Source organism: Betaproteobacteria bacterium (assembly GCA_016720925.1).
Classification (GTDB): Bacteria; Pseudomonadota; Gammaproteobacteria; order Burkholderiales; family Usitatibacteraceae; genus UKL13-2.
This window is the reverse complement of sequence record JADKJR010000001.1, coordinates 380122-399440: the sequence shown is the minus strand read 5'-3', so window position 1 is coordinate 399440 and position 19319 is coordinate 380122. Positions and strand designations below refer to the sequence as shown.

General features: G+C 60.5%; 12 protein-coding genes and 2 pseudogenes. 3 read left to right on the top strand and 11 right to left on the bottom strand.

Going from position 1 to position 19319, the window contains the following annotated elements; translation table 11 throughout:
- Window positions 1–5: 5 nt before the first annotated feature.
- From IPP88_01915 to IPP88_01905, 3 genes are all read right to left on the bottom strand, one after another.
- A complete protein-coding gene (locus IPP88_01915; protein MBL0121520.1) occupies window positions 6–476 on the bottom strand; it encodes a hypothetical protein in 471 nt (156 codons plus the stop codon).
- Window positions 477–549: 73 nt separating this feature from the next.
- Window positions 550–2067 carry an acid phosphatase gene (gene acpA, locus IPP88_01910; protein ID MBL0121519.1) on the bottom strand — a complete coding sequence of 506 codons (1518 nt, stop codon included), beginning with the start codon at window positions 2065–2067 and terminating at the stop codon, window positions 550–552.
- A gap of 126 nt (window positions 2068–2193) precedes the next feature.
- On the bottom strand, window positions 2194–2688 hold the full coding sequence (locus tag IPP88_01905) for a GNAT family N-acetyltransferase (GenBank protein MBL0121518.1): 495 nt from the start codon (window positions 2686–2688) through the stop codon (window positions 2194–2196).
- A 175-nt stretch (window positions 2689–2863) separates the two neighbouring features.
- On the opposite strand from IPP88_01905, the gene IPP88_01900 reads away from it, so the two are divergent.
- Complete coding sequence (locus IPP88_01900; protein ID MBL0121517.1) at window positions 2864–4585, top strand: peptidase M14; 1722 nt, start codon at window positions 2864–2866, stop codon at window positions 4583–4585.
- An 88-nt stretch (window positions 4586–4673) separates the two neighbouring features.
- Here the strand turns inward: IPP88_01900 and fdhF are convergent, their stop codons facing one another.
- The 5 genes from fdhF to IPP88_01875 form a co-directional block, all read right to left on the bottom strand.
- A complete protein-coding gene (gene fdhF / locus IPP88_01895) occupies window positions 4674–7499 on the bottom strand; it encodes a formate dehydrogenase subunit alpha (GenBank protein ID MBL0121516.1) in 2826 nt (941 codons plus the stop codon).
- Between the two features lie 133 nt (window positions 7500–7632).
- Entirely contained in the window at window positions 7633–9354 is a 1722-nt protein-coding gene (locus IPP88_01890) for an NAD(P)H-dependent oxidoreductase subunit E (GenBank protein ID MBL0121515.1), read from the bottom strand.
- A gap of 407 nt (window positions 9355–9761) precedes the next feature.
- A complete protein-coding gene (locus IPP88_01885) occupies window positions 9762–11789 on the bottom strand; it encodes an NADPH-dependent 2,4-dienoyl-CoA reductase (GenBank protein MBL0121514.1) in 2028 nt (675 codons plus the stop codon).
- Between the two features lie 162 nt (window positions 11790–11951).
- Complete coding sequence (locus IPP88_01880; GenBank protein ID MBL0121513.1) at window positions 11952–13328, bottom strand: AtzE family amidohydrolase; 1377 nt, start codon at window positions 13326–13328, stop codon at window positions 11952–11954.
- On the bottom strand, window positions 13325–13507 hold the full coding sequence (locus IPP88_01875; GenBank protein ID MBL0121512.1) for a DUF4089 domain-containing protein: 183 nt from the start codon (window positions 13505–13507) through the stop codon (window positions 13325–13327). The genes IPP88_01880 and IPP88_01875 overlap by 4 nt, the downstream gene beginning before the upstream one ends.
- Window positions 13508–13634: 127 nt before the next feature.
- Here IPP88_01875 and IPP88_01870 point away from each other — a divergent pair.
- Window positions 13635–14865: pseudogene (locus IPP88_01870) on the top strand (alanine--glyoxylate aminotransferase family protein).
- A gap of 81 nt (window positions 14866–14946) precedes the next feature.
- Here IPP88_01870 and uraD read toward each other — a convergent pair.
- Entirely contained in the window at window positions 14947–16815 is a 1869-nt protein-coding gene (uraD, locus tag IPP88_01865) for a 2-oxo-4-hydroxy-4-carboxy-5-ureidoimidazoline decarboxylase (GenBank protein ID MBL0121511.1), read from the bottom strand.
- A gap of 385 nt (window positions 16816–17200) precedes the next feature.
- Complete coding sequence (locus IPP88_01860; protein ID MBL0121510.1) at window positions 17201–18016, bottom strand: hypothetical protein; 816 nt, start codon at window positions 18014–18016, stop codon at window positions 17201–17203.
- Between the two features lie 133 nt (window positions 18017–18149).
- Here IPP88_01860 and IPP88_01855 point away from each other — a divergent pair.
- Window positions 18150–18342, top strand: a pseudogene (locus tag IPP88_01855) (IS110 family transposase).
- 98 nt (window positions 18343–18440) lie between these two features.
- On the opposite strand, the gene sucD reads toward IPP88_01855, so the two are convergent.
- Window positions 18441–19316: a succinate--CoA ligase subunit alpha gene (gene sucD / locus IPP88_01850; protein ID MBL0121509.1), complete on the bottom strand. Its 876-nt coding sequence runs from the start codon at window positions 19314–19316 to the stop codon at window positions 18441–18443.
- Between the last annotated feature and the right edge of the window lie 3 nt (window positions 19317–19319).

The following is a 19319-nucleotide window of genomic DNA, read 5'->3' as shown; positions in this document are numbered from 1 at the left end:
CGATATCAATTGTCGAAGAAGTTACCGAGGTCAACTTCGGCGCCCGGCGCGGGCTTCACTGCGGCAGGCGCGGCCGGGGCAGCGCTTGCGGCGGGCGCGACCGGCGCAGCGGCACTTGGAGCAGTTGCCGGGGCTGCGGCAGCAGGAGTGGAAGCAACATAGTCGGCCGGGATGGAGACTGCCGGCCTTGCCGGGGTTACGGCTGGTACCGGCTCGCCGCTTACGGCTTCATGCAACATGCGTGTGATCGTCGCGACATCCATCACGACACGGGACTGTGATCGCAGCAATACGCGCGAAGGCACGTCCATCAGGCGCGGCGTGGCGAGGCGCATATTGGAGGCCGTGGTGAGCTTGGGGATGAGGTGGGTGTTCTTCCAGCCGCCACTTTCGCTTTCGATGCCGTCGATGATGGCTTGCTGCGCTTTGGCGATACCGGCGAGGATTTCAGCCAGTTGTTCAATGGTGAGGTTCATGCGGTGCCTCGGGGTGTTGTTGTGAGGGTATGTTACATCGGTTCATGGAACTGTCGGCGGCATTGCTGCGCCCTTAAAACTGAAATGCCCCCGTCAGGTCGCCAATCTTCTCGCGCAGCCCCGGCAAGGGCTCCAGCCCGAAACGAACGTTCAGGAATTTCTGGATCGAGGTCGTGTCGTAAACCGTTTTGTCCACATGGCCGCGACGGGCAAAGGGGGAGATGATCACCGCCGGGATGCGCGAACCGGGGCCGAAGTCATTGCTCCAGCCGGGTCCACTCGGGGGCGGCACGTGGTCCCAATAGCCGCCGTATTCGTCATAGGTAACGATGATGGCCATCTTGTCCCACTGCGGGCCGGCGCGCAGGCGCGCGACGATTTCGTGCATTTCTTCGTCGCCCGCGGCAATGGTGCTGGAGCCGGAATGCTGGCTGGTGCGACCGGCGGGTTTATAGAACGACACCTGCGGCAGCGCGCCCTTGTCGATCGCTTCAATAAAATCATCGCGATCACGCAAATGCCGCGCACGGTCCGGCATGCCCGGCGCGAAGCGGGCGTAATAATTGAAGGGCTGATGATGCGCCTGGAAGTTGATCGCGCCGTTGGCGGAATAGCTGATCACGGTGCGCTTGGCGGCGGGATCGCGAATGCCATCGAATAGCGCGGCGTTCCATGCCTGCGCATACCACGCCCATGAAACGCCTCTGGCCGAGAGCGTGTCACCGATGGTTTTCATGGTCTGTGGCTTCAGCGGGTATTTGGCCGGGTCGGTGTAATTCAGATCACCACCCGCGGCGGGCGGATATTCGCTCGGCTGGTAGGCGGGTTGGTTGGTATTCAACGCGTAGCTGCCACGGTCCACCGGCGCCACGCGTCCATCGCGGAGGTAAGCCGGCGGGCCAGCCATCACCGTGGCTGGCGAATCGGGCTTTTGCTGAAGGTGCCCCTTGTCATCGAGTACCGCGCGGATGCTGTCCGGCGCCTCAATCTGCTGTGGCACGCACGCGCAAATCAATTGCTGGTGATTGATGAATGAGCCGCCGTAGGCCGCCTGGAAAAAATGATCGGCAATCGTGAAATCTTTCGCCCATTGCCACATCTTCAGTTTTGAGCCGTCGAAGGTGGCCATCGGCAGCGCCCCGGCGTTGCTGTGCGCGACGAACTGATTATTCTTGCCGCCATTGATCTGCGCGATGTGCTGATAAAAGCTGTGTGTCGGGTCGGGGTCGGTTGCCGTCAGCGCGCGTTGCACCGGCGGCTGGTCGGCCGCGAACGGGCCATTCGGCAGATTGCGCGGGAAGTCGTCCTGCACCTTGCGGTCTTTGTACACCGGCGGCAACGCGGCCAGCGGCGTCCCGTTGCGGTCGAGCTGGATCTTTTGTTCGGCCGTGGCATCAGCGATGCCTTCCGCGCCGGGAAAGTGGCCAAACAAGTGATCAAAGCTGCGGTTCTCCGCGTAGATCACGACGATAGTTTCAATCTGGTTCAAACGGGACTTGACGGTTAACGCAGGCAGCAAAGAACTGCAACTGCCCAGCAGAAATACAACAGCACTACTGGCGGCCAGCTTGGCCGTGACTCGCTTGTTCATGAAAGAAACTCGAATGAATGGCGATAGCACGGAGGTGCGATCTTGAAGTGACAATATTATGACTTGTTCGCTGGCGGTGATGGTCTCCGCAGCTCGCACAGGTTGAGCGCTCGCCTTTGGGCGTATTCAGTCCAGCCGCAACCGCATCACCAACTCGCCCTCATCTTCCTCACCGGTACGCGCGAAACCGAAGCGCTTATAGAATTCCTCGGGGTTGTTTTCCTTCGGGACGAACGAGAGCAACATATTCTTCGCACCCGGCCGCGTACGCGCGTAAGCGATCAAGCACGCAATCGCTTGCGCGCCAAAACCGAGTTTCTGGAATCGATGGTCGATCATGAATCGCCATAACGCCACATAGGGCGCTCCTTCGTAACGTTCCGGTTCGCGGCCGAGTACTTGCGACCAGTCTTCCAGCATCGCAAATCCGACCGGCACCTCGTCGGCGTAGATCGCGCGGAACCATGCCTCAGGGTGAAAGTGCGCTTGCGCGATCGAAAACGCATTCGGCGCCACCAGCCCTTCCTGCCCGGAGGCAACATCGAGCAGCGAGATCTTGCGCACGGTGTCGCTGGTCACTTCGCGCAAGGTGACGACGGAAGTTTTGCTGACGGGGCTCATGTTTGCGTCCAATTTTTTCGCCAGCTCGGGCATGGTGCGGCGCAGGAAATTGCCGCTCAGGCTGGGCGGCCAGGGTGTAAGTGTGGTCATAAATGAGATTCTATATGTTGTCGCCCGGATTTGACTTCAGGTTTGACCACCGGCACCGCCATCCAACATACTGCCGCATCTCATCTTGAAAACAAGAATCCCGTCCATGTTCCGCACCAAATATCTCGACTACGCCGAACTCACGCAGCAACTGTCCATATGGGCCAACGCGCATCCTCAGTTCGTGCAGCTCACTTCCCTCGGCAAAAGCCGCGAAGGCCGCGACATCCCGCTGCTCATCATCGGCCCGCGCCCGGAAGAAATGCGCCCTGCCGTGTGGGTCGACGGCAATATGCATGCCTCTGAATTCTGCGGGTCCAGCGCCGCGCTCGCGATCGCGGAAGACGTGATTGCGCTCCACGCGGGAGGGACCATTGCCAATCCGTTGCCGGCGCACATGACCGATACCATCAAGGCCACGCTGTTCTATGTCGTACCCCGCATATCACCCGATGGCGCCGAGGCCGTACTCAAGACCGGGCGCTATGTGCGATCACATCCGGCGGACAATCGCGCCAACAAAGGGCGCAGCTACTGGCAGAACGCCGACGTCGACGGCGATGGGCAGATGGGTTACATGCGGCAGGTGTGCGCCAATGGTGAACTGGTGGAACTCACCGGCGATGGCATTTCGCGCGGCGTAATGGTGCCGCGCAAGCCGGAGGATGCGGGTCCGTTCTACCGCATGTATCCGGAAGGCCACATTGTCAACTTTGACGGTCGCTCCGTTCCAACGCCCGATTACCTGTGCGATTCACAGACTGACTTCAACCGTAATTTTCCCTACCAGTGGGGCGCCGAGGAATCGCAGCGCGGCGCGGGACATTTTCCGGGCAGCGAACCCGAAACGCACGCGCTGCTTGAGTTCGTGAGCACGCATCCGAACATTTTCACGTGGGTCAACTTTCACACCTTCGGCGGCGTTTTCCTGCGACCGCTGGGTGACAAACCCGATCACGAGATGGACCAGGGTGACCTCGCCGTGTACCGGCAAGTGGAGGTGTGGGCAAAAGAATTCACCGGCTATCCGATGGTGAGCGGCTATCACGAATTCCAGTACGAGCCGGGCACGCCGGTGCGCGGCGTCCTCACCGATTATGCCTACCACCAGCGTGGCTGTCTCGCCTACGGCGTCGAGTTGTGGGACATCTTCACGCAAATCGGCATGAAGCCGCAAAAGAAATTCATTGAAAACTATTCGCACATGGAGCGCACCGATATCCTTGCGCTGGCGCAATGGGACCAGCGCGAAAACAGAGGGCGCATCTTCAGGCCGTGGCGCGCGGCATCACATCCACAGCTGGGCGAGGTGGAACTGGGCGGGCTGGATCTGCGGGTCGGGGTATCCAACCCGACGTACGAAAAACTGGGCGCGGTACTTGATCAGCATAGTGCCGCTTTCTTGCGCGTGGCCGCGCTGACGCCGCGCGTAAGCGTGTCGGTGGCGGGGCAGGAAAGACTCGCCTCCGGCATGACGCGACTTGAAATTCGCGTCACCAATCACGGCTACCTCGGCACGCACGGCATTTCGTCGGCGAAGCACTTGCCGCATGTGGAGCCGCTACGGCTCACCACGGAATGCGAAGGCGTACGCCTTGCGGCACCGGGCGAGCTGGTAACGCAGGTTGGCCATCTGGACGGCTGGGGTCGCGGGCCCTACGGCGGCATCAATATATTTGCGCCGTGGACGCGGGGTAACGTCAATGAAGCGCGGGTGACGCTGGTTGCGGAAGGGCGCGGGACCTTGCGCGTGAAGGTGGGGAGTTGCCGGGTGGGATATCAGACGTTGGTGGTGGAGATCGGCTGACAAATCACGCAGCAAAGGCCTACTGCGCAGACCCGCAAAAAACACTGTCGCCCCGGACTGGATCCGGGGCGACAGCTTCTTGTTTCACCTACACCCCAAACGCCTGCGCACCGCCGTAACTCGACAGCGGCACGGGCTCGCCTCCCTTGGTGATACGCACCGCACAATACTTGACCTCCGCAATCTTGCCGAACGGGTCCAGCGCAGGATTGGTAAGCATGTTTGCCGCCGCTTCGTAGTACGCGAATGGAATGAAGATCGAGCCAACCGGCACGCCTTCGTCGGCGCGCACCATGATCGCCACTTTGCCGCGGCGCGATTCGACCGTGACGTTTTCGCCGGCATGCACATGAAGTTGCCGCATGTCCATCGGGTTCATGCTGACCGCCGCCGCCGGTTCGATCGCATCAAGCACCGACGCGCGGCGCGTCATCGAGCCGGTGTGCCAGTGTTCGAGCTGGCGTCCGGTAATCAGCACGAACGGATACGCCGAATCCGGCCGCTCGTTGGCGGGAATGATATCGGCGGGTACGAACCTGGCGCGGCCGTCTGCGGTGGCAAATTTGTCGATGAACACCACAGGATGGCCGGGGTCGTCATCGCCGGAACAAGGGTAGGTCACACACGATTCGCGATTCAACCGATCCCAACTGATACCGGATATCGAGCCTTGTGCGATGTGCAACTCTTCGTATACCGCCGCGACGCCACTTTCCGCGCCCGGATAGTTCCAATCAAGTCCGAGCCGTTGCGCCATCTGCTGAATGATCCACAGGTCCTGCCGCGCGTTGCCGGGCATGTCGAGCGCGCGCCGGCCGAGTTGCACCATGCGATCGGTGTTGGTCACGGTGCCAGTCTTCTCCGGCCATGCCGATGCCGGAAGCACTACGTCAGCGAGGTAGGCAGTTTCGGTGAGGAAAATATCCTGCACCACCAGCATCTCCAGATTCGCCAGTCCTTTGCGCGCGTGGTTCGAATCCGGGTCCGACATGGCGGGATTCTCCCCCATCACATACATACCCTTGATCCTGCCTTCACAGGCCGCATCCATGATCTCCACCACGGTGAGGCCGGGCTTGTTGTCCAGTTTCGTGTTCCAGAGCCTTTCAAAGCGCGCGTGATTCTCCGGATTGTCGACGCGCTTGTAATCGGGGAACATCATCGGGATAAGGCCGGCATCGGACGCACCCTGTACATTGTTCTGCCCGCGCAGCGGATGCAGGCCCGAGCCCGGCTTGCCGACTTGTCCCGTCATCAACGTAAGCGCAATCAGGCAGCGTGCATTGTCGGTGCCATGCACATGCTGCGAAATGCCCATGCCCCACAAGATCATCGAGCCCTTCGAGGTCGCATAGGTACGCGCGACTTCACGCAATGTCTCGGCAGGGATGCCGCACAAAGGGGCCATTTTCTCCGGCGAGAAGCCCTTGGCGTTTTCCTTCAGCGCTTCGTAATTGTGCGTGCGATTCTTGATGAAGTCTTCATTGACCAGGCCTTCATCGATGATGGTGTAAATCATCGCGTTGAGCATCGCCACGTCCATGTCCGGCTTGAACTGGAGGTAACGCCAGGCGTAGCGGTAGAGATCGTTGCGGCGCGGATCGAGCACGATAAGCTTCGCGCCACGCTTGGTGGCATTCTTGATCCAGGTAGCCGCAACCGGATGGTTCGACGTGGGATTCGCGCCAATCAGGAAAATCACGTCGGCTTTCGCGACATCCGATACCTGGTTCGAGACCGCGCCGGAGCCGACACCTTCGAGCAGCGCAGCGACCGACGACGCATGACAGAGGCGCGTGCAGTGATCGACGTTGTTGGTCTGGAAACCGGTGCGCACCAATTTCTGGAACAGGTACGCTTCCTCGTTGCTACCCTTGGCCGAACCGAAGCCGGCCAGCGCGCTGTTGCCAAACCCGGGACCATGCCGATCGCGGATTTTCGCGAGCGTGCCGCCGGCCAGATCGAGCGCCTCTTCCCATGTCGCTTCGCGAAAAACTTCACGCCAGTTGTCCGGGTCCATGCGGAAATCCGCGGTCTTCGGTACCCCGGCTTTTCGGATCAGCGGCGTGGTCAGACGCTGCTTGTGATGTGCGTAATCGAAGCCGTATCTGCCCTTTACGCAGAGGCGATTGTGATTCGATGGACCATCGCGGCCATCGACGCGGACGATGGCGTTGTCCTTGACGTGATAGGTGAGTTGGCAGCCGACACCGCAATACGGGCACACGCTATCGACCAGCTTGTCGGCGACAATTTTGTAGGCGTCCTTGGCGGGCGCGAGCGCACCGGTCGGGCACGCCTGCACGCATTCCCCGCACGCCACGCAGGTGCTTGCGCCCATCGGGTCATCGAAATCGAAAACGATTTTCGAATGCCCGCCACGGAAGGCATAGCCGATCACATCGTTGTTCTGCTCTTCGCGGCAGGCGCGCACGCAACGCGTGCACTGGATGCAGGCGTCCAAGTTCACTGTCATCGCAGGATGAGAGAAGTCCGGGTTGGGCTGCTGGCGCGCTGGGAAACGGGACTCCCCAACACCGAGACGCATTTTCCATTTAGTCAGTTCATTGTCGGCAGGCTTGTCGTCTCTCGGCGGCGCATCGGCGGTCAACAGTTCCAGAACCATCTTTTGCGAAAGCACGGCACGCGGCGAATCGGTGGTGACTTCCATGTTATTGCTGGGATGGCGACAACACGATGGCGCAAGCGTGCGCTCGCCCTTGATTTCCACCACGCACGCGCGGCAGTTGCCATCGGGCCGATAACTGGGCTTGTAGCAGAGGTGCGGGATTTCCTTGCCGTGTTCTTTGGCGATCTCAATCAGCGTCTGATCCTCAAACGCGGATATTGTTTGCCCGTCTAGAGTGAATTCGACAAGTTTGCGTTCGATGATGGGGTCGGTCATGGCGTTCATTGCGACACGCTCCAAAATATCTCTGTCGCCCTGGATTTAGTCCGAGGCCCAAGTTCGCATCCCAGTGCGGCAACGAAAACTTGGCCTCTGCCTTCGCAGGCGCGGCAGCTTCTTGTTTCGATCTTCGCGCTCATCACGAAATCTCCTGCGGAAAATGCTTGATCACGCAGCGGATCGGATTCGGCGCCGCCTGCCCCAGACCACAAATCGATGCATCCACCATCACCTGTGACAGCTCCTCCAGCAATCCCGTTCGCCATGCCGACTCTTCCAGCAGGTGCACCGCCTTCTCGGTGCCGACACGGCACGGTGTGCATTGACCACAACTCTCTTCTGCGAAAAATTTCATCAGGTTCAGCGCGGCATCGCGCGCCTTGTCTTTGTCCGACAGGATCACCACCGCCGCCGAGCCGATGAAGCAGCCGTGCGGCTGCAGAGTATCGAAATCGAGCGGAATGTCACCCATACTGGCGGGGAGTATTCCGCCCGACGCGCCGCCGGGAAGGTAGGCGTAGAACTCGTGACCGTCGAGCATGCCGCCGCAGTTCTCCGCGATCAGCTCTTTCACGGTAATGCCCGCCGACACAAGATGCACGCCCGGATTTTTCACGCGGCCGGAAACCGAGAACGAACGCAGACCTTTGCGGCCATGACGACCGTGATTCGCAAACCACTCCGCACCTTTCTCGAGGATGTCGCGCACCCAGTGGAGCGTTTCCATGTTGTGTTCCAGCGTCGGCCGGCCGAACAGGCCAACCTGTGCGACGTACGGCGGACGCAGCCGCGGCATGCCGCGATTACCTTCGATGGATTCGATCATCGCGGATTCTTCCCCGCAGATATAGGCACCGGCACCGCGCCGCAGTTCAATCTTGGGCAATGGAGCGCCACCCGGCGGATTGGCGTGCAGCGCTTTGAGTTCGGCTTCGAGGAGTACGCGGCACGCGTGATACTCGTCGCGCAGGTAGACGTAGCACGCGTCGATGCCCACCACCTTCGCCGCGATCAGCATGCCTTCAATGAAACGATGTGGATCGCGTTCCAGGTAGTGGCGATCCTTGAACGTACCCGGCTCGCCTTCGTCGATGTTCACCGCCATCAGGCGCGGCGCCATTTCGCCGCGGACGATACGCCACTTGCGCCCGGCCGGGAAACCCGCGCCGCCGAGTCCGCGCAGACCGGAGTGTTCCATTTCGGTGAGGGCAGATTCCGGGTCGCGTTTGCCGTTCAATATATCGAGGTACGTTTTGTAACCACCGGCAGCCAGGTACTGTGCATAGTCCACGCAGGCGGGTTCCCGCTCCTTTGACCGGGAAGGCGACACCATGCCGGCGCGGATTACTTCAGCTACATTCTCCGCCGTCGCATGCCCAAACGCATTCTGGCCGACACAAACCGCCGGCGCCTCCGAGCAGCGCCCGATGCAGGGCACGGCCACGACTCGCACATCCTTGCCGAGGATTGCCGGCAATTTTTTCAACAAATCCTCCGACCCGGCCATCGCGCACGAAAGCGTTTCACACACACGCACGGTGATCGCCGGCGGCACGGCCTCGCCCTCCTTCACCACATCGAAATGGTGATAGAAGGTCGCCACTTCATAAACCTCGGCCTGCGCGATCTTCATGGCTTCCGCGAGTGCGGCAAGGTGCGCGGCGGATAAAGAACCGTACTTGTCCTGAATGCGATGCAGGAACTCGATCAGCAGATCGCGGCGGACAGGACGACCGTCCAACAGCGCGGCAACTTCGGCGCGCGCCTGCGGATCGACCTGACGGCCCTTGAGAGTATTTCGCGCTTTCATCTTGCTGCGCACGTCGGCTAACGGGATGGCTACTGTGGCGCGGTCGTTCATCGGGAATCTCCAAAACGCAGGGGCCCTGCAACAAAAGCTCCCTGCCGATTTCGCGCGATGTCGTTTAGCTACGCATTCGCCGCATCTATCGCCGCGCGGTCACACACCCGGCGAGAGTTGAAATTATTGTATGCCGAAGAGAATAGCCCTGCCCCGCGTGCCACCATATGACGGGAATCAAGAAGAAGCGATTTATACGAAAAACAAAGTACAAACTCTATATCTGGCGAGGCTTTCAAGCCATTTTATGCCTGGTTACCGCACCAGTGCTTGAGATTGGCATTTACATCGTCCGAAAGGCGTTGAACCAAAGAGACCACGGAGAACGCGGAGGAAAGTCAAAAGCATCATGGGCTTCTCCGTGGCCTCGTTGGTCTCCATGGTCAATTCTTTCTTGAGGCAACCCTCTACAGCGCCGCCGCCAGCCTGCTCGCCTGATCGATCGCGCGCTTCGCATCCAGTTCCCCCGCCTCGAACGCACCACCGACCAAATGCACCTTCACTCCTGCCGCTTCCAGTGGCGCCTGTAGTTCGCGCAGCGGTTCCTGCCCGGCGCAAAGCACAATGTTGTCGCATTCGATCAGCGTCGGGTTCTCATGCTTTTCACCAAAGGTAATATTCAGTCCCCGCTCGTCGATGGATTCGTAATTGGCGCCGGCAATCATCTCGACTTTTTTCTTTTTCAGTGCAGCACGGTGAATCCAGCCCGTTGTCTTGCCCAGCCCCTTGCCGGGTTGCGAGTTCTTGCGTTGCAGCAATACCACCTCGCGGGCAGGCGGCGTGACTTCGGGTTTGGCAACGCCGCCGCGCCGTTGCGAGGGATCGACCACGCCCCACTCTTTCATCCACTCGTTGTTATCGAGTGTCGGCGAGTGCCCATCCTGAACCAGATATTCGGACACATCGAAACCAATGCCGCCTGCGCCCACCACCGCGACACGTTTGCCGACCGGCTTCTTGTGCAACAAGACATCGATGTAACTCAGCACGTGCGGCATGTCCTGGCCGGGAATTTTCGGGTTGCGTGGCGTGACGCCCGTGGCAAGCACCACATCGTCATAAGTTTTCAGGTCATTGGCGGACACGCGGCGATTGAGATTCAGTTTTACGCCGGTGACGTCGATGCGCCGACTGAAATAGCGCAGGGTTTCGTGAAACTCTTCCTTGCCGGGAATGACTTTGGCCATATTGAACTGGCCGCCTATCTCGGACGCGACATCAAACAACTCGACGTGATGGCCGCATTCGGCGAGCGCGGTTGCGCATGCCAGGCCCGCGGGGCCGGCGCCGACAACGGCGATATTTTTCTTTCTTGTCGTCGGACGAAAAACCAGCTCGGTTTCGTGACACGCCCGTGGATTGACCAGGCACGACGCGCGCTGCTGCTTGAAAACGTGATCGAGGCAAGCCTGATTGCAGCCAATGCAAGTATTGATTTCATCGGTGCGGCCCGTCGCGGCCTTGTTGACAAAATCGGCATCGGCCAACAGCGGCCGCGCCATTGACACCATGTCCGCCCAGCCGTCGGCAATGATTTTCTCGGCCACGCCGGGCGCGTTGATGCGGTTGGTGGTGACGAGCGGAATGCCGACTTCGCTCTTCATCTTCTTCGTCACCCACGCAAACGCCGCACGCGGCACCGAGGTGGCGATAGTCGGCACGCGCGCCTCGTGCCAGCCGATGCCAGTGTTGATGATGGTCGCGCCGGCCCGCTCGATGGCCTTGGCCAGCATCACCACCTCCTCCCAACTCTGGCCATCGGGAATGAGATCGAGCATCGACAGGCGATAGATGATGATGAAATCCTTGCCCACGGCTTCGCGCATGCGTGTGACGATTTCGACTGGCAGGCGCATGCGATTTTCGTAGCTGCCGCCCCATTTGTCGTCGCGGTGATTGGTGTGCGTCACCAGGAATTCGTTGATGAAATAGCCTTCGGAGCCCATCACCTCGACGCCGTCGTAGCCGCCTTCCCGTGCCAGCACGCCGGCGCGCACGAAGCATCGGATCTGGCGTTCAATGCCGCCCGATGACAGTTCGCGTGGCGTGAACGGCGTGATAGGCGAACGGATTTTCGATGGCGCCACCGAGAACGGGCTGTAACCGTACCGGCCCGCGTGCAGAATCTGCAGGGCGATCTTGCCACCATCCGCGTGGACGGCGTCGGTGACAACGCGGTGTTTTCTGGCGGAGCTGGATGAGGCCAGGCGTGAGCCGAATGGCGACAGCCAGCCTTCCACATTAGGCGCAAATCCGCCGGTGACGATCAGCCCCACGCCGCCGCGCGCACGTTCGGCAAAGTACGCGGCGAGCTTCGGAAAGTCCTTGGCCTTGTCCTCCAGCCCTGTGTGCATGGAGCCCATCAGCACACGGTTTTTGAGGGTGGTGAAGCCGAGGTCGAGCGGGGCGAGAAGGTGCGGGTAAGGGGATGACAAGGTACTCTCCAATTGCGGCGGCAGATTCCAGCAACAAGGTTCGGACTAGCTCCCCATTGACGGGGAAATGAACAATTCAGCGCATGAGCGCGCGCCTCATTGAAACTATGCCACAGCCAATACGTCGCTACGTCGCTACGTCGCGCCGTCACGGCCTTTTTTTCAGCCGGCCAACGCGCCCTCGCGCGTCGCCATCGCTGCAAACGTAAATAGCAGATCTTCCCGCCACGGCGCGGCAATCAATTGCACGCCGATCGGCAATTGCCCGGCGGCACGCGGCAGCGGCGCACAAATGACCGGCAACCCGATGAAGCTGATTGGCTGCGTGAGCAGGCCACCGCTGGCCGCCGCGGGCACTTCACGCCTATTGAGTTCCGCCATGGCCGTACCGTGTGGCAGCGCGGGCCACGGCGTGGCGGGCGCAATCAGGATGTCGACATAGCGAAGGCTTTCGCGCACATGCTCGCGAAACCAACTGCGGAAACGATGTGCTTGCGCCACCCACGCGGCAGGCTGCATGGCGCCCGCCATCAGGCGATGGGCGCGATCCAATTCAAAATCCGCTGCGCGCGTCCGCAGGCGTTGCCGGTGCAGCGCGCCGCCTTCGGCCGCGGAAATCATGAATGCCGCCGCGCGCGCGATATCGACCTGCTGCCATGTCACCGTACGCGTGACATTCACTGCATCGCAGAAATCCTGCACCGCACCCGTGACCTCGGCCGTGGCATTTTCCACGAAGAACCCGTCGAGTCGCGCCACGCGCAATCCGCGCTCGAGACGCATCGACGCCACCGCCGGCACCGGCACCGATTCACCCTGATTGCCGTCGTGCGCGTCGTGCCCCTGCAACGCATCGAACACCAGCGCCAGATCGTCGAGATTGCGCGCGAACGGTCCAACGTTATCGATGCTGGCCACGAAAGGGAATGCCCCGCGCCGCGACAATCGTCCATGCGTGGGGCGCAAACCATAGATTCCGCAGTGCGAGGCCGGCACGCGGATGGAACCGTTGGTGTCCGAACCCAAAGCCAGCGGCACTTCACCTGATGCGACAGCCGCTGCCGATCCCCCTGAGGAGCCGCCCGCCGTGTAGCCGTGGCGATGTGGATTGTGCGTGGCGCCGTAGTGCGCATTCTCGGTGACGAAATCGTAGGCGTATTCGCCCATGTTGGTGGCGCCGATGCAGATGGCGCCGGCACGTTTCAGTTGCGCGACCAGAAAAGCATCGTCGGTCGCCGGTGCGTTATCGCGGTTTATTTTGCTGCCGGCCAGCGTGACATGCCCGGCGACATCGAACAAATCCTTGACCGCAAAGGGAACGCCGGCCAACGGTGGCAAGGTGGCTCCGCTTGTGCGCAGGGCATCGACTTTCGCGGCGGCTGCACGCGCTTCATCGGCCCAGACGCCGGTGAAGGCCTTGATACCGGGCTCCGATTCGGCGATACGCGCGAGTGACGTGTCGACCGCCGCCGCTGCGCTCAGCCATCCTTCGCGAATCGCCTGGGCGGTTTCCGTCGCACTCAGTACGACATCGCTCATGGCTTGAAAGTGGAGGGGGTTTCAAGGTCATCCGCCAGCGGCATGCTCATCACCAGTTCGGCCATGGCGGACAGGCGCGTGAGGTGGCTGGCGACGCCCCTGCGCGTAGCCTCATCGTTGGGCAGGCCGAGTGCCGGCAGTGAGGCGGCGACGAGCTTGTCTATATCAGCGGTGTTCATTTTCCTGGGCAGCTCCGCACGTTTGCATCGCCTCCACTATATCGAGATTCTTTCGCCGTGCCCATGTCATCCCGCCACAATGCTGGTAATCTTTCCCGATCCATTCAACTCCCCTGCCCATATTTCCATGCTCGAAGAAATCGCTCCCCCGCCGCGCCTGCTGATGGGCCCCGGCCCGATCAATTGCGACCCACGCGTGTTACGCGCGCTTGGCACGCACGTGCTCGGCCAGTTCGATCCGCATTTCCGCAACGCGATGAAAGAAGCCATGGCGTTGTATCGCCAGGTGTTCGAAACGAAGAACGAATGGACGCTGGTCATCGACGGCACCGCGCGCTCGGCGATCGAGTGCGTGATGGTCTCGCTGATCGAACCCGGCGAGCGCGTGCTGGTAGCGAGCTTCGGGCGCTTCGGGCAATTGAAGACCGAGATTGCGCATCGCGTCGGCGCGGATGTAAAGGTGATCGAGGCTGAATGGGGAACCGTGTTTTCGCCGGAGCAGATTGAAGCCGCAATCAAATTGCACCGGCCGAAATTGTTGGCGTTGTGTCAGGGCGATACCTCGACCACGATGTTGCAGCCGCTGGAACATATCGGCAAAATCTGCCGCGAGCACGGCGTGTTCCTGCAGGTTGATGCCACCGCGTCAATCGCCGGTGCGCGCCTGCCGGTGGATGCCTGGCAGATCGATTGCGTAACGGCAGGATTGCAGAAATGTCTGATGGGCCCGTCCGGTGCGGCACCGATCACCATTCTCGGATGCGATGGCGGCGGCGATCAATCGCCGGCGTCATATTGAGGAAGGATTGCGGCCGAAGGACTATGTGCCGGGCGCGGGGCGGCGCATTCAATCCAATTATTTCGACCTCGCGATGATCATGGATTACTGGTCGGACCAGGCGCTGAATCACCACACCGAAGCGACCTCGATGCTCTATGCCAGCCGTGAATGCGCAAGGCTATTTGTCGCTGAAGGGCATGATGCGGTCGCGAATCGTCACAGGGCTTGTGGCAATGCAATGGTCGCGGGCGTGGAAGCGATGGGACTGAAAGTGTTCGGCAACAAGGCCACCAAGATGCCTAACATCACCGGCGTGATCATTCCGAAAGGCATCAACGGTGACAAGGTACGCGCGGCGATGTTGAAAGTATTTAACATCGAGATCGGTTCATCGTTCGGAAAACTGCATGGCAAGATTTGGCGCATCGGCACCATGGGTTACAACGCGCGGCCGGATTGCGTGATGACGACGCTATCGGCATTTGAAGCGGTGTTGGCCGCGGAGGGTCATCGCGGCACGCGCGGTGCGGCGGTCGATGCGGCATGGAGTGCGTTTCGCGAATCCGGGGTCGCCTGAAGGTCGCCACACGTTCGCGGGTGAGCCTACCGGATCGCCACCACACCAGAATTACAGTCGTTTAATAGCGCTTGGCGGAGTTCAAGCGAGCTGCTCAAGCAAGTTCTGAAATGCCCGCACGCATAAATCGGCGTCATGGTTGGTGATCGCCTCCAGCGGATTGTGGCTGATGCCGGCGTTGAGTCCGCGCAGGAACAGCATCGCCTGCGACATGATTTCGTGCATCTTCATGGCGTCGTGACCGGCGCCGCTTGGCATACGATGGATGGGCAGCCCCAGCGCGTCAACCGCCTGCTCCCAACGCCGTTGCCAGTCCGGCGCACTCGGCGCCGCCGCGATGCGCAGCGTTTCCTCAAGCGTGAAGTGCAACCCGCGTTGCGCGCAAATTCGCGCCAGTTCGGCGCGAACATCGGCCTCGCAGGCATCGCGCACGTCGTTGGTCGTGGCGCGAATGTCAAGGCTGAATTTGCATCGTCCGGGCACGATATTGATGGAGCCGTTCGGTACTTCGAGCAAGCCGACAGTCGCGACCAGATGCGGTTCGTCGCGTGCTCGTGACTCGGCATATAGAATCAATTCCGCGCACGCGGTGGCCGCATCACGGCGACGGTCCATCGGCGTGGTGCCGGCGTGGCTGGCCAGCCCGATGATTTCTCCCACGTATCGCACGCTGCCGTTGATGGAGGTCACGATGCCGAGCGGCAGGTCCAGTTCATTCAGCACCGGGCCCTGTTCGATGTGCACTTCAACGAAGCCCAGGTACTTCGATGCGTCCCGCTTGAGTGCCGCGATGTCCTCGATCCGCAAGCCGGCTTTCAACATGGCCTCGCGCATTGCGATGCCATCGGCGTCCTTCTGCTCGAGCCAGCGCATATCGAAATGGCCGGTCAGCGCACCCGAGCCCAGGAACACAGCCTTGTAGCGCTGTCCTTCCTCCTCGGCAAAAGCGACGACTTCCAGTCCGAACGGCAGGCGCCGTCCGCTGCGATGCAGCTCGCGCACGCACGCCATCGGCACGAGGATACCGAGGCGGCCGTCATACTTGCCGCCATTGCGCACGGTGTCGTAATGGCTGCCGGTCAGCAGGCGCTTTGCTGTCTGATCTGCGCCATAGTAGACGCCGACCACATTCCCGACAGCGTCGTGCGTGACCTCGTCGAATCCGCAGTCGCGCATCCACTGCGCCAGTTGGCCGGCCACCGCGCGATGCGCATCGGTCAGGTACGTGACCGTGAGTTCGCCGCGTTCGGCAAACCCCGGATCGCTATGCACGGCCAGCGCGTCGGCCCAGTCGAGGATCTGATTGCCGAGGTCGGGTGCCTGCGCGAACTTGTCATCGAGGCGGATTTCGGCGATGCGATGGATATTGCGCAGGCACTCGGCGATTTCGTCATCCGGGTGGCTTTTCAGCCGGCGCGCAAACGTGGAAATGATTTCTGCTTTGCGCAGGCCCGACCCGCGCGGTCCGCGCACGGCGAGGATGAACGGAAAGCCAAAGCGCGCGTGGTAGTCGGCGTTGAGCTGCCGGATACGGGCGAATTCTTCGGGCGTGCATGCGGTCAGGCCAGCCCTCGATTGCTCGATGTTCGATTCGGCCGTAAGCGCATTCGCGACCATCGCCTTGCCCGCAAGCTCCGGGTGCGCGCGGATCAGCGCCAGCTGGGCGTCGCGCCCGGCAGTCCGCACCGCATCGACCAGCGCCCGCTTGAGCGCGGCCAGACTGCGGAAAGGCCGTCGCGTGGCGGCACGTTCGGCGATCCACGGCGAATGCTCATAGGTGCCGGCGAGCATGTCCACGAAGGCCGCCGGCGCGGCGGCATTGAGTATTTCCAGCGTTAAGGTCGGCGGGGTGGGCGGGGTGGGCGGCACGAATACGCTTTCAGGGTAAGTTCGACGGCGCTGACAAAGCGATGACGAAGGCAACGATACCACCAGTCTCTGCGCTTGCATGGCAGCGCTGCCATGTTGACGCTATCGCAGGCACAAACTCAAGCACTGGCGCGCACTTCCGGGCCTTTTTTGCCTATGAACCGCACCAGTGCTTGTGTTTATCGACGCGGCGCAGGGACGCTCCCTGCTTTCACGATGCTGCCAGTACCTTCAGGAACGTAGATCAGGCGGTCAACGACTTGGCATCGCAATGCAACTTAAACAGGTAATCCCAAGTAGCCTTCCGGCTCGGGATGATGGTTTTCAAAAAACAGTATTCTGGTTCATCGACAAAGGCAACAGGGCGCCGCGCTTTTGCGCGGTCCCGCGACCGAAGGGAGAAATCTTGAGCGACGAATTGGCAGCGCCTCCGCGCGACATAGAAAACATAGCCGGGACCGGCATGCTAATGACATTGCGTCGCACCGCTTGACTTGCGGGCAACCTCAAGAAATGCAACAAGTTGATCTCGCCAGACGCGATAACCGGCCTCGTTCGGGTGAATCCCATCGTTGAAGTACCTGCCGATCTGATCACCCGTTCGTTCGACAAAGGATGAATAGAGGTCAAGATAGAGGATGCATTTAGCCGGCCGACTCGCTGCGAGTGATTGGAGGCGAACGTTAACTGGACGAACAATATCGCGGTTCTTGGCGGCTTCAGCCAGTGGTAGCAATGATTGCAGGATGATTCTTGCCCTTGGCTTTCGCTCTTCCAGCGCCCGGACGACAGCGCTGGCGCCTTCAAATACGCTGTCCTGAACGGGTTCTTCGGGGGCCCAGGTATTGTTGATTCCAACCATCAACACGATGAACTCAGGATCAAGCTCAGGCGCGTCGATCTGTCCAATGCCACCTTTGGAACTCGGCAGCAGGCGGTACAAGACGTGTTCCGTACGGTCTCCTGAGATGCCAACATTCAGACCAAAGTTCGCTGAACCGGCGGAATTGAAGGATTCGTTCCAAACTCGACGGCCAAACTTCTGCCCTTTGACCCAGGGGTTATCGTCGAGTAGCCAGAAGTCAGTTATTGAGTCGCCGACGAACAGAAGTTTCACCTGAGGCAACGATGCCCGATTGGCGACGTAGTCGTTGATCTGTCGCAGGCGCGTTTCCCAGTACTCAACGCGGGGAGTGGGCTTGACCGCAGCGAAATCGGCTGAGACGCAGGCCAATGGCAAAAGCGCAATGACGGCCAACGCAGGCCAGAACTGTTTCGACATGACGGGATCTCCTGTGCGGCCTAACGAATGAAAGGGACTTCCCCGTCCCGAGCAAGCGGCAGTGAAGTCGCACGGCATCGAAGTGCCAAGATGGTGATGCAGTCACTCATCAATAAACTCGAAAGGGGAAGTCATGAAGATTATCACTCTGGGAATTGATCTTGCCAAGAATGTCTTCGCGGTGCATACGTGGACGAGTTTGGCAAGGTGGCATTGGTGGGGCCGAGCATTCGTCGCGACCAGTTGCTTGAACTCATCGCCACCATAACACCATGTGTAATCGGCATGGAAGCCTGCTCCGGTGGCCTTGCAGGCCTCAGCATCACTAGGCCCGCGCGTTTGCCGGGGTCGGCCACACACCGAAACTGATGCCACCAAAAAAAGAGCCGCATGTGCGGCTCTTTCCATCGTGATGTCGCGCGGGTTACAGGACCGATTTCAACAGCTCGCCCATCTTGGCCGGATTTTTCGTGACCTTGATGCCGCACTCTTCCATCACTGCGAGCTTCTCCTGCGCGGTACCCTTGCCGCCGGAGATGATGGCGCCTGCGTGACCCATGCGCTTGCCGGGTGGGGCGGTAACGCCGGCGATGAAGCCGACCACCGGTTTCTTCATGTGATCCTTGACCCAGCGCGCACAGGTTTCCTCGGCGTCGCCACCGATTTCGCCCACCATGATGACGGCATCGGTTTCAGGATCGTCGTTGAATAACTTCAGGATATCGATGTGCTTCAATCCGTTCACCGGATCACCGCCGATGCCTACACAGGTGGACTGGCCGAGGCCCAGGTCCATCAACTGGCCGACCGCTTCATAGGTCAGCGTGCCGGAACGCGAGACCACGCCGATGCGGCCCTTCTTGTGGATGTGGCCGGGCATGATGCCGATCTTGATTTCATCGGGCGTAATCACGCCGGGACAGTTCGGTCCGACGAGGATGGTGCTCTTGCCTTCCATTCTCTTTCGGGTGCGGATCATGTCACGCACCGGAATGCCTTCGGTGATGCAAATCACCAGTTCGATGCCCGCGTCCACGGCTTCATCGATTGCGGCAGCGGCAAAAGGCGGCGGCACGTAAATTACCGACGCATTTGCACCGGTCTGCGCCATGGCTTCTTTCACGGTTTCGAAAATCGGAATGCCTTCATAATTCTGGCCGCCCTTTTTCGGCGTCACGCCCGCCACGTAGCAGTTGGCGCCATTCGCATATTCCTTGCCCATCTTGGTGTGGAACATGCCCGTCTTGCCGGTGATGCCCTGGGTGATCACCCGCGTATTTTTGTTGATGAGGATTGACATGAT

Excerpts from the sequence above, each read along its gene's own strand:
- fdhF (MBL0121516.1), bottom strand. The coding sequence starts at position 7,499 with ATGAACGCCATGACCGACCCCATCATCGAACGCAAACTTGTCGAATTC.
- acpA (MBL0121519.1), bottom strand. The coding sequence starts at position 2,067 with ATGAACAAGCGAGTCACGGCCAAGCTGGCCGCCAGTAGTGCTGTTGTA.
- IPP88_01880 (MBL0121513.1), bottom strand. The coding sequence starts at position 13,328 with ATGAGCGATGTCGTACTGAGTGCGACGGAAACCGCCCAGGCGATTCGC.
- IPP88_01905 (MBL0121518.1), bottom strand. The coding sequence starts at position 2,688 with ATGAGCCCCGTCAGCAAAACTTCCGTCGTCACCTTGCGCGAAGTGACC.
- IPP88_01890 (MBL0121515.1), bottom strand. The coding sequence starts at position 9,354 with ATGAACGACCGCGCCACAGTAGCCATCCCGTTAGCCGACGTGCGCAGC.
- uraD (MBL0121511.1), bottom strand. The coding sequence starts at position 16,815 with ATGCAAGCGCAGAGACTGGTGGTATCGTTGCCTTCGTCATCGCTTTGT.
- sucD (MBL0121509.1), bottom strand. The coding sequence starts at position 19,316 with ATGTCAATCCTCATCAACAAAAATACGCGGGTGATCACCCAGGGCATC.
- IPP88_01860 (MBL0121510.1), bottom strand. The coding sequence starts at position 18,016 with ATGTCGAAACAGTTCTGGCCTGCGTTGGCCGTCATTGCGCTTTTGCCA.
- IPP88_01915 (MBL0121520.1), bottom strand. The coding sequence starts at position 476 with ATGAACCTCACCATTGAACAACTGGCTGAAATCCTCGCCGGTATCGCC.
- IPP88_01875 (MBL0121512.1), bottom strand. The coding sequence starts at position 13,507 with ATGAACACCGCTGATATAGACAAGCTCGTCGCCGCCTCACTGCCGGCA.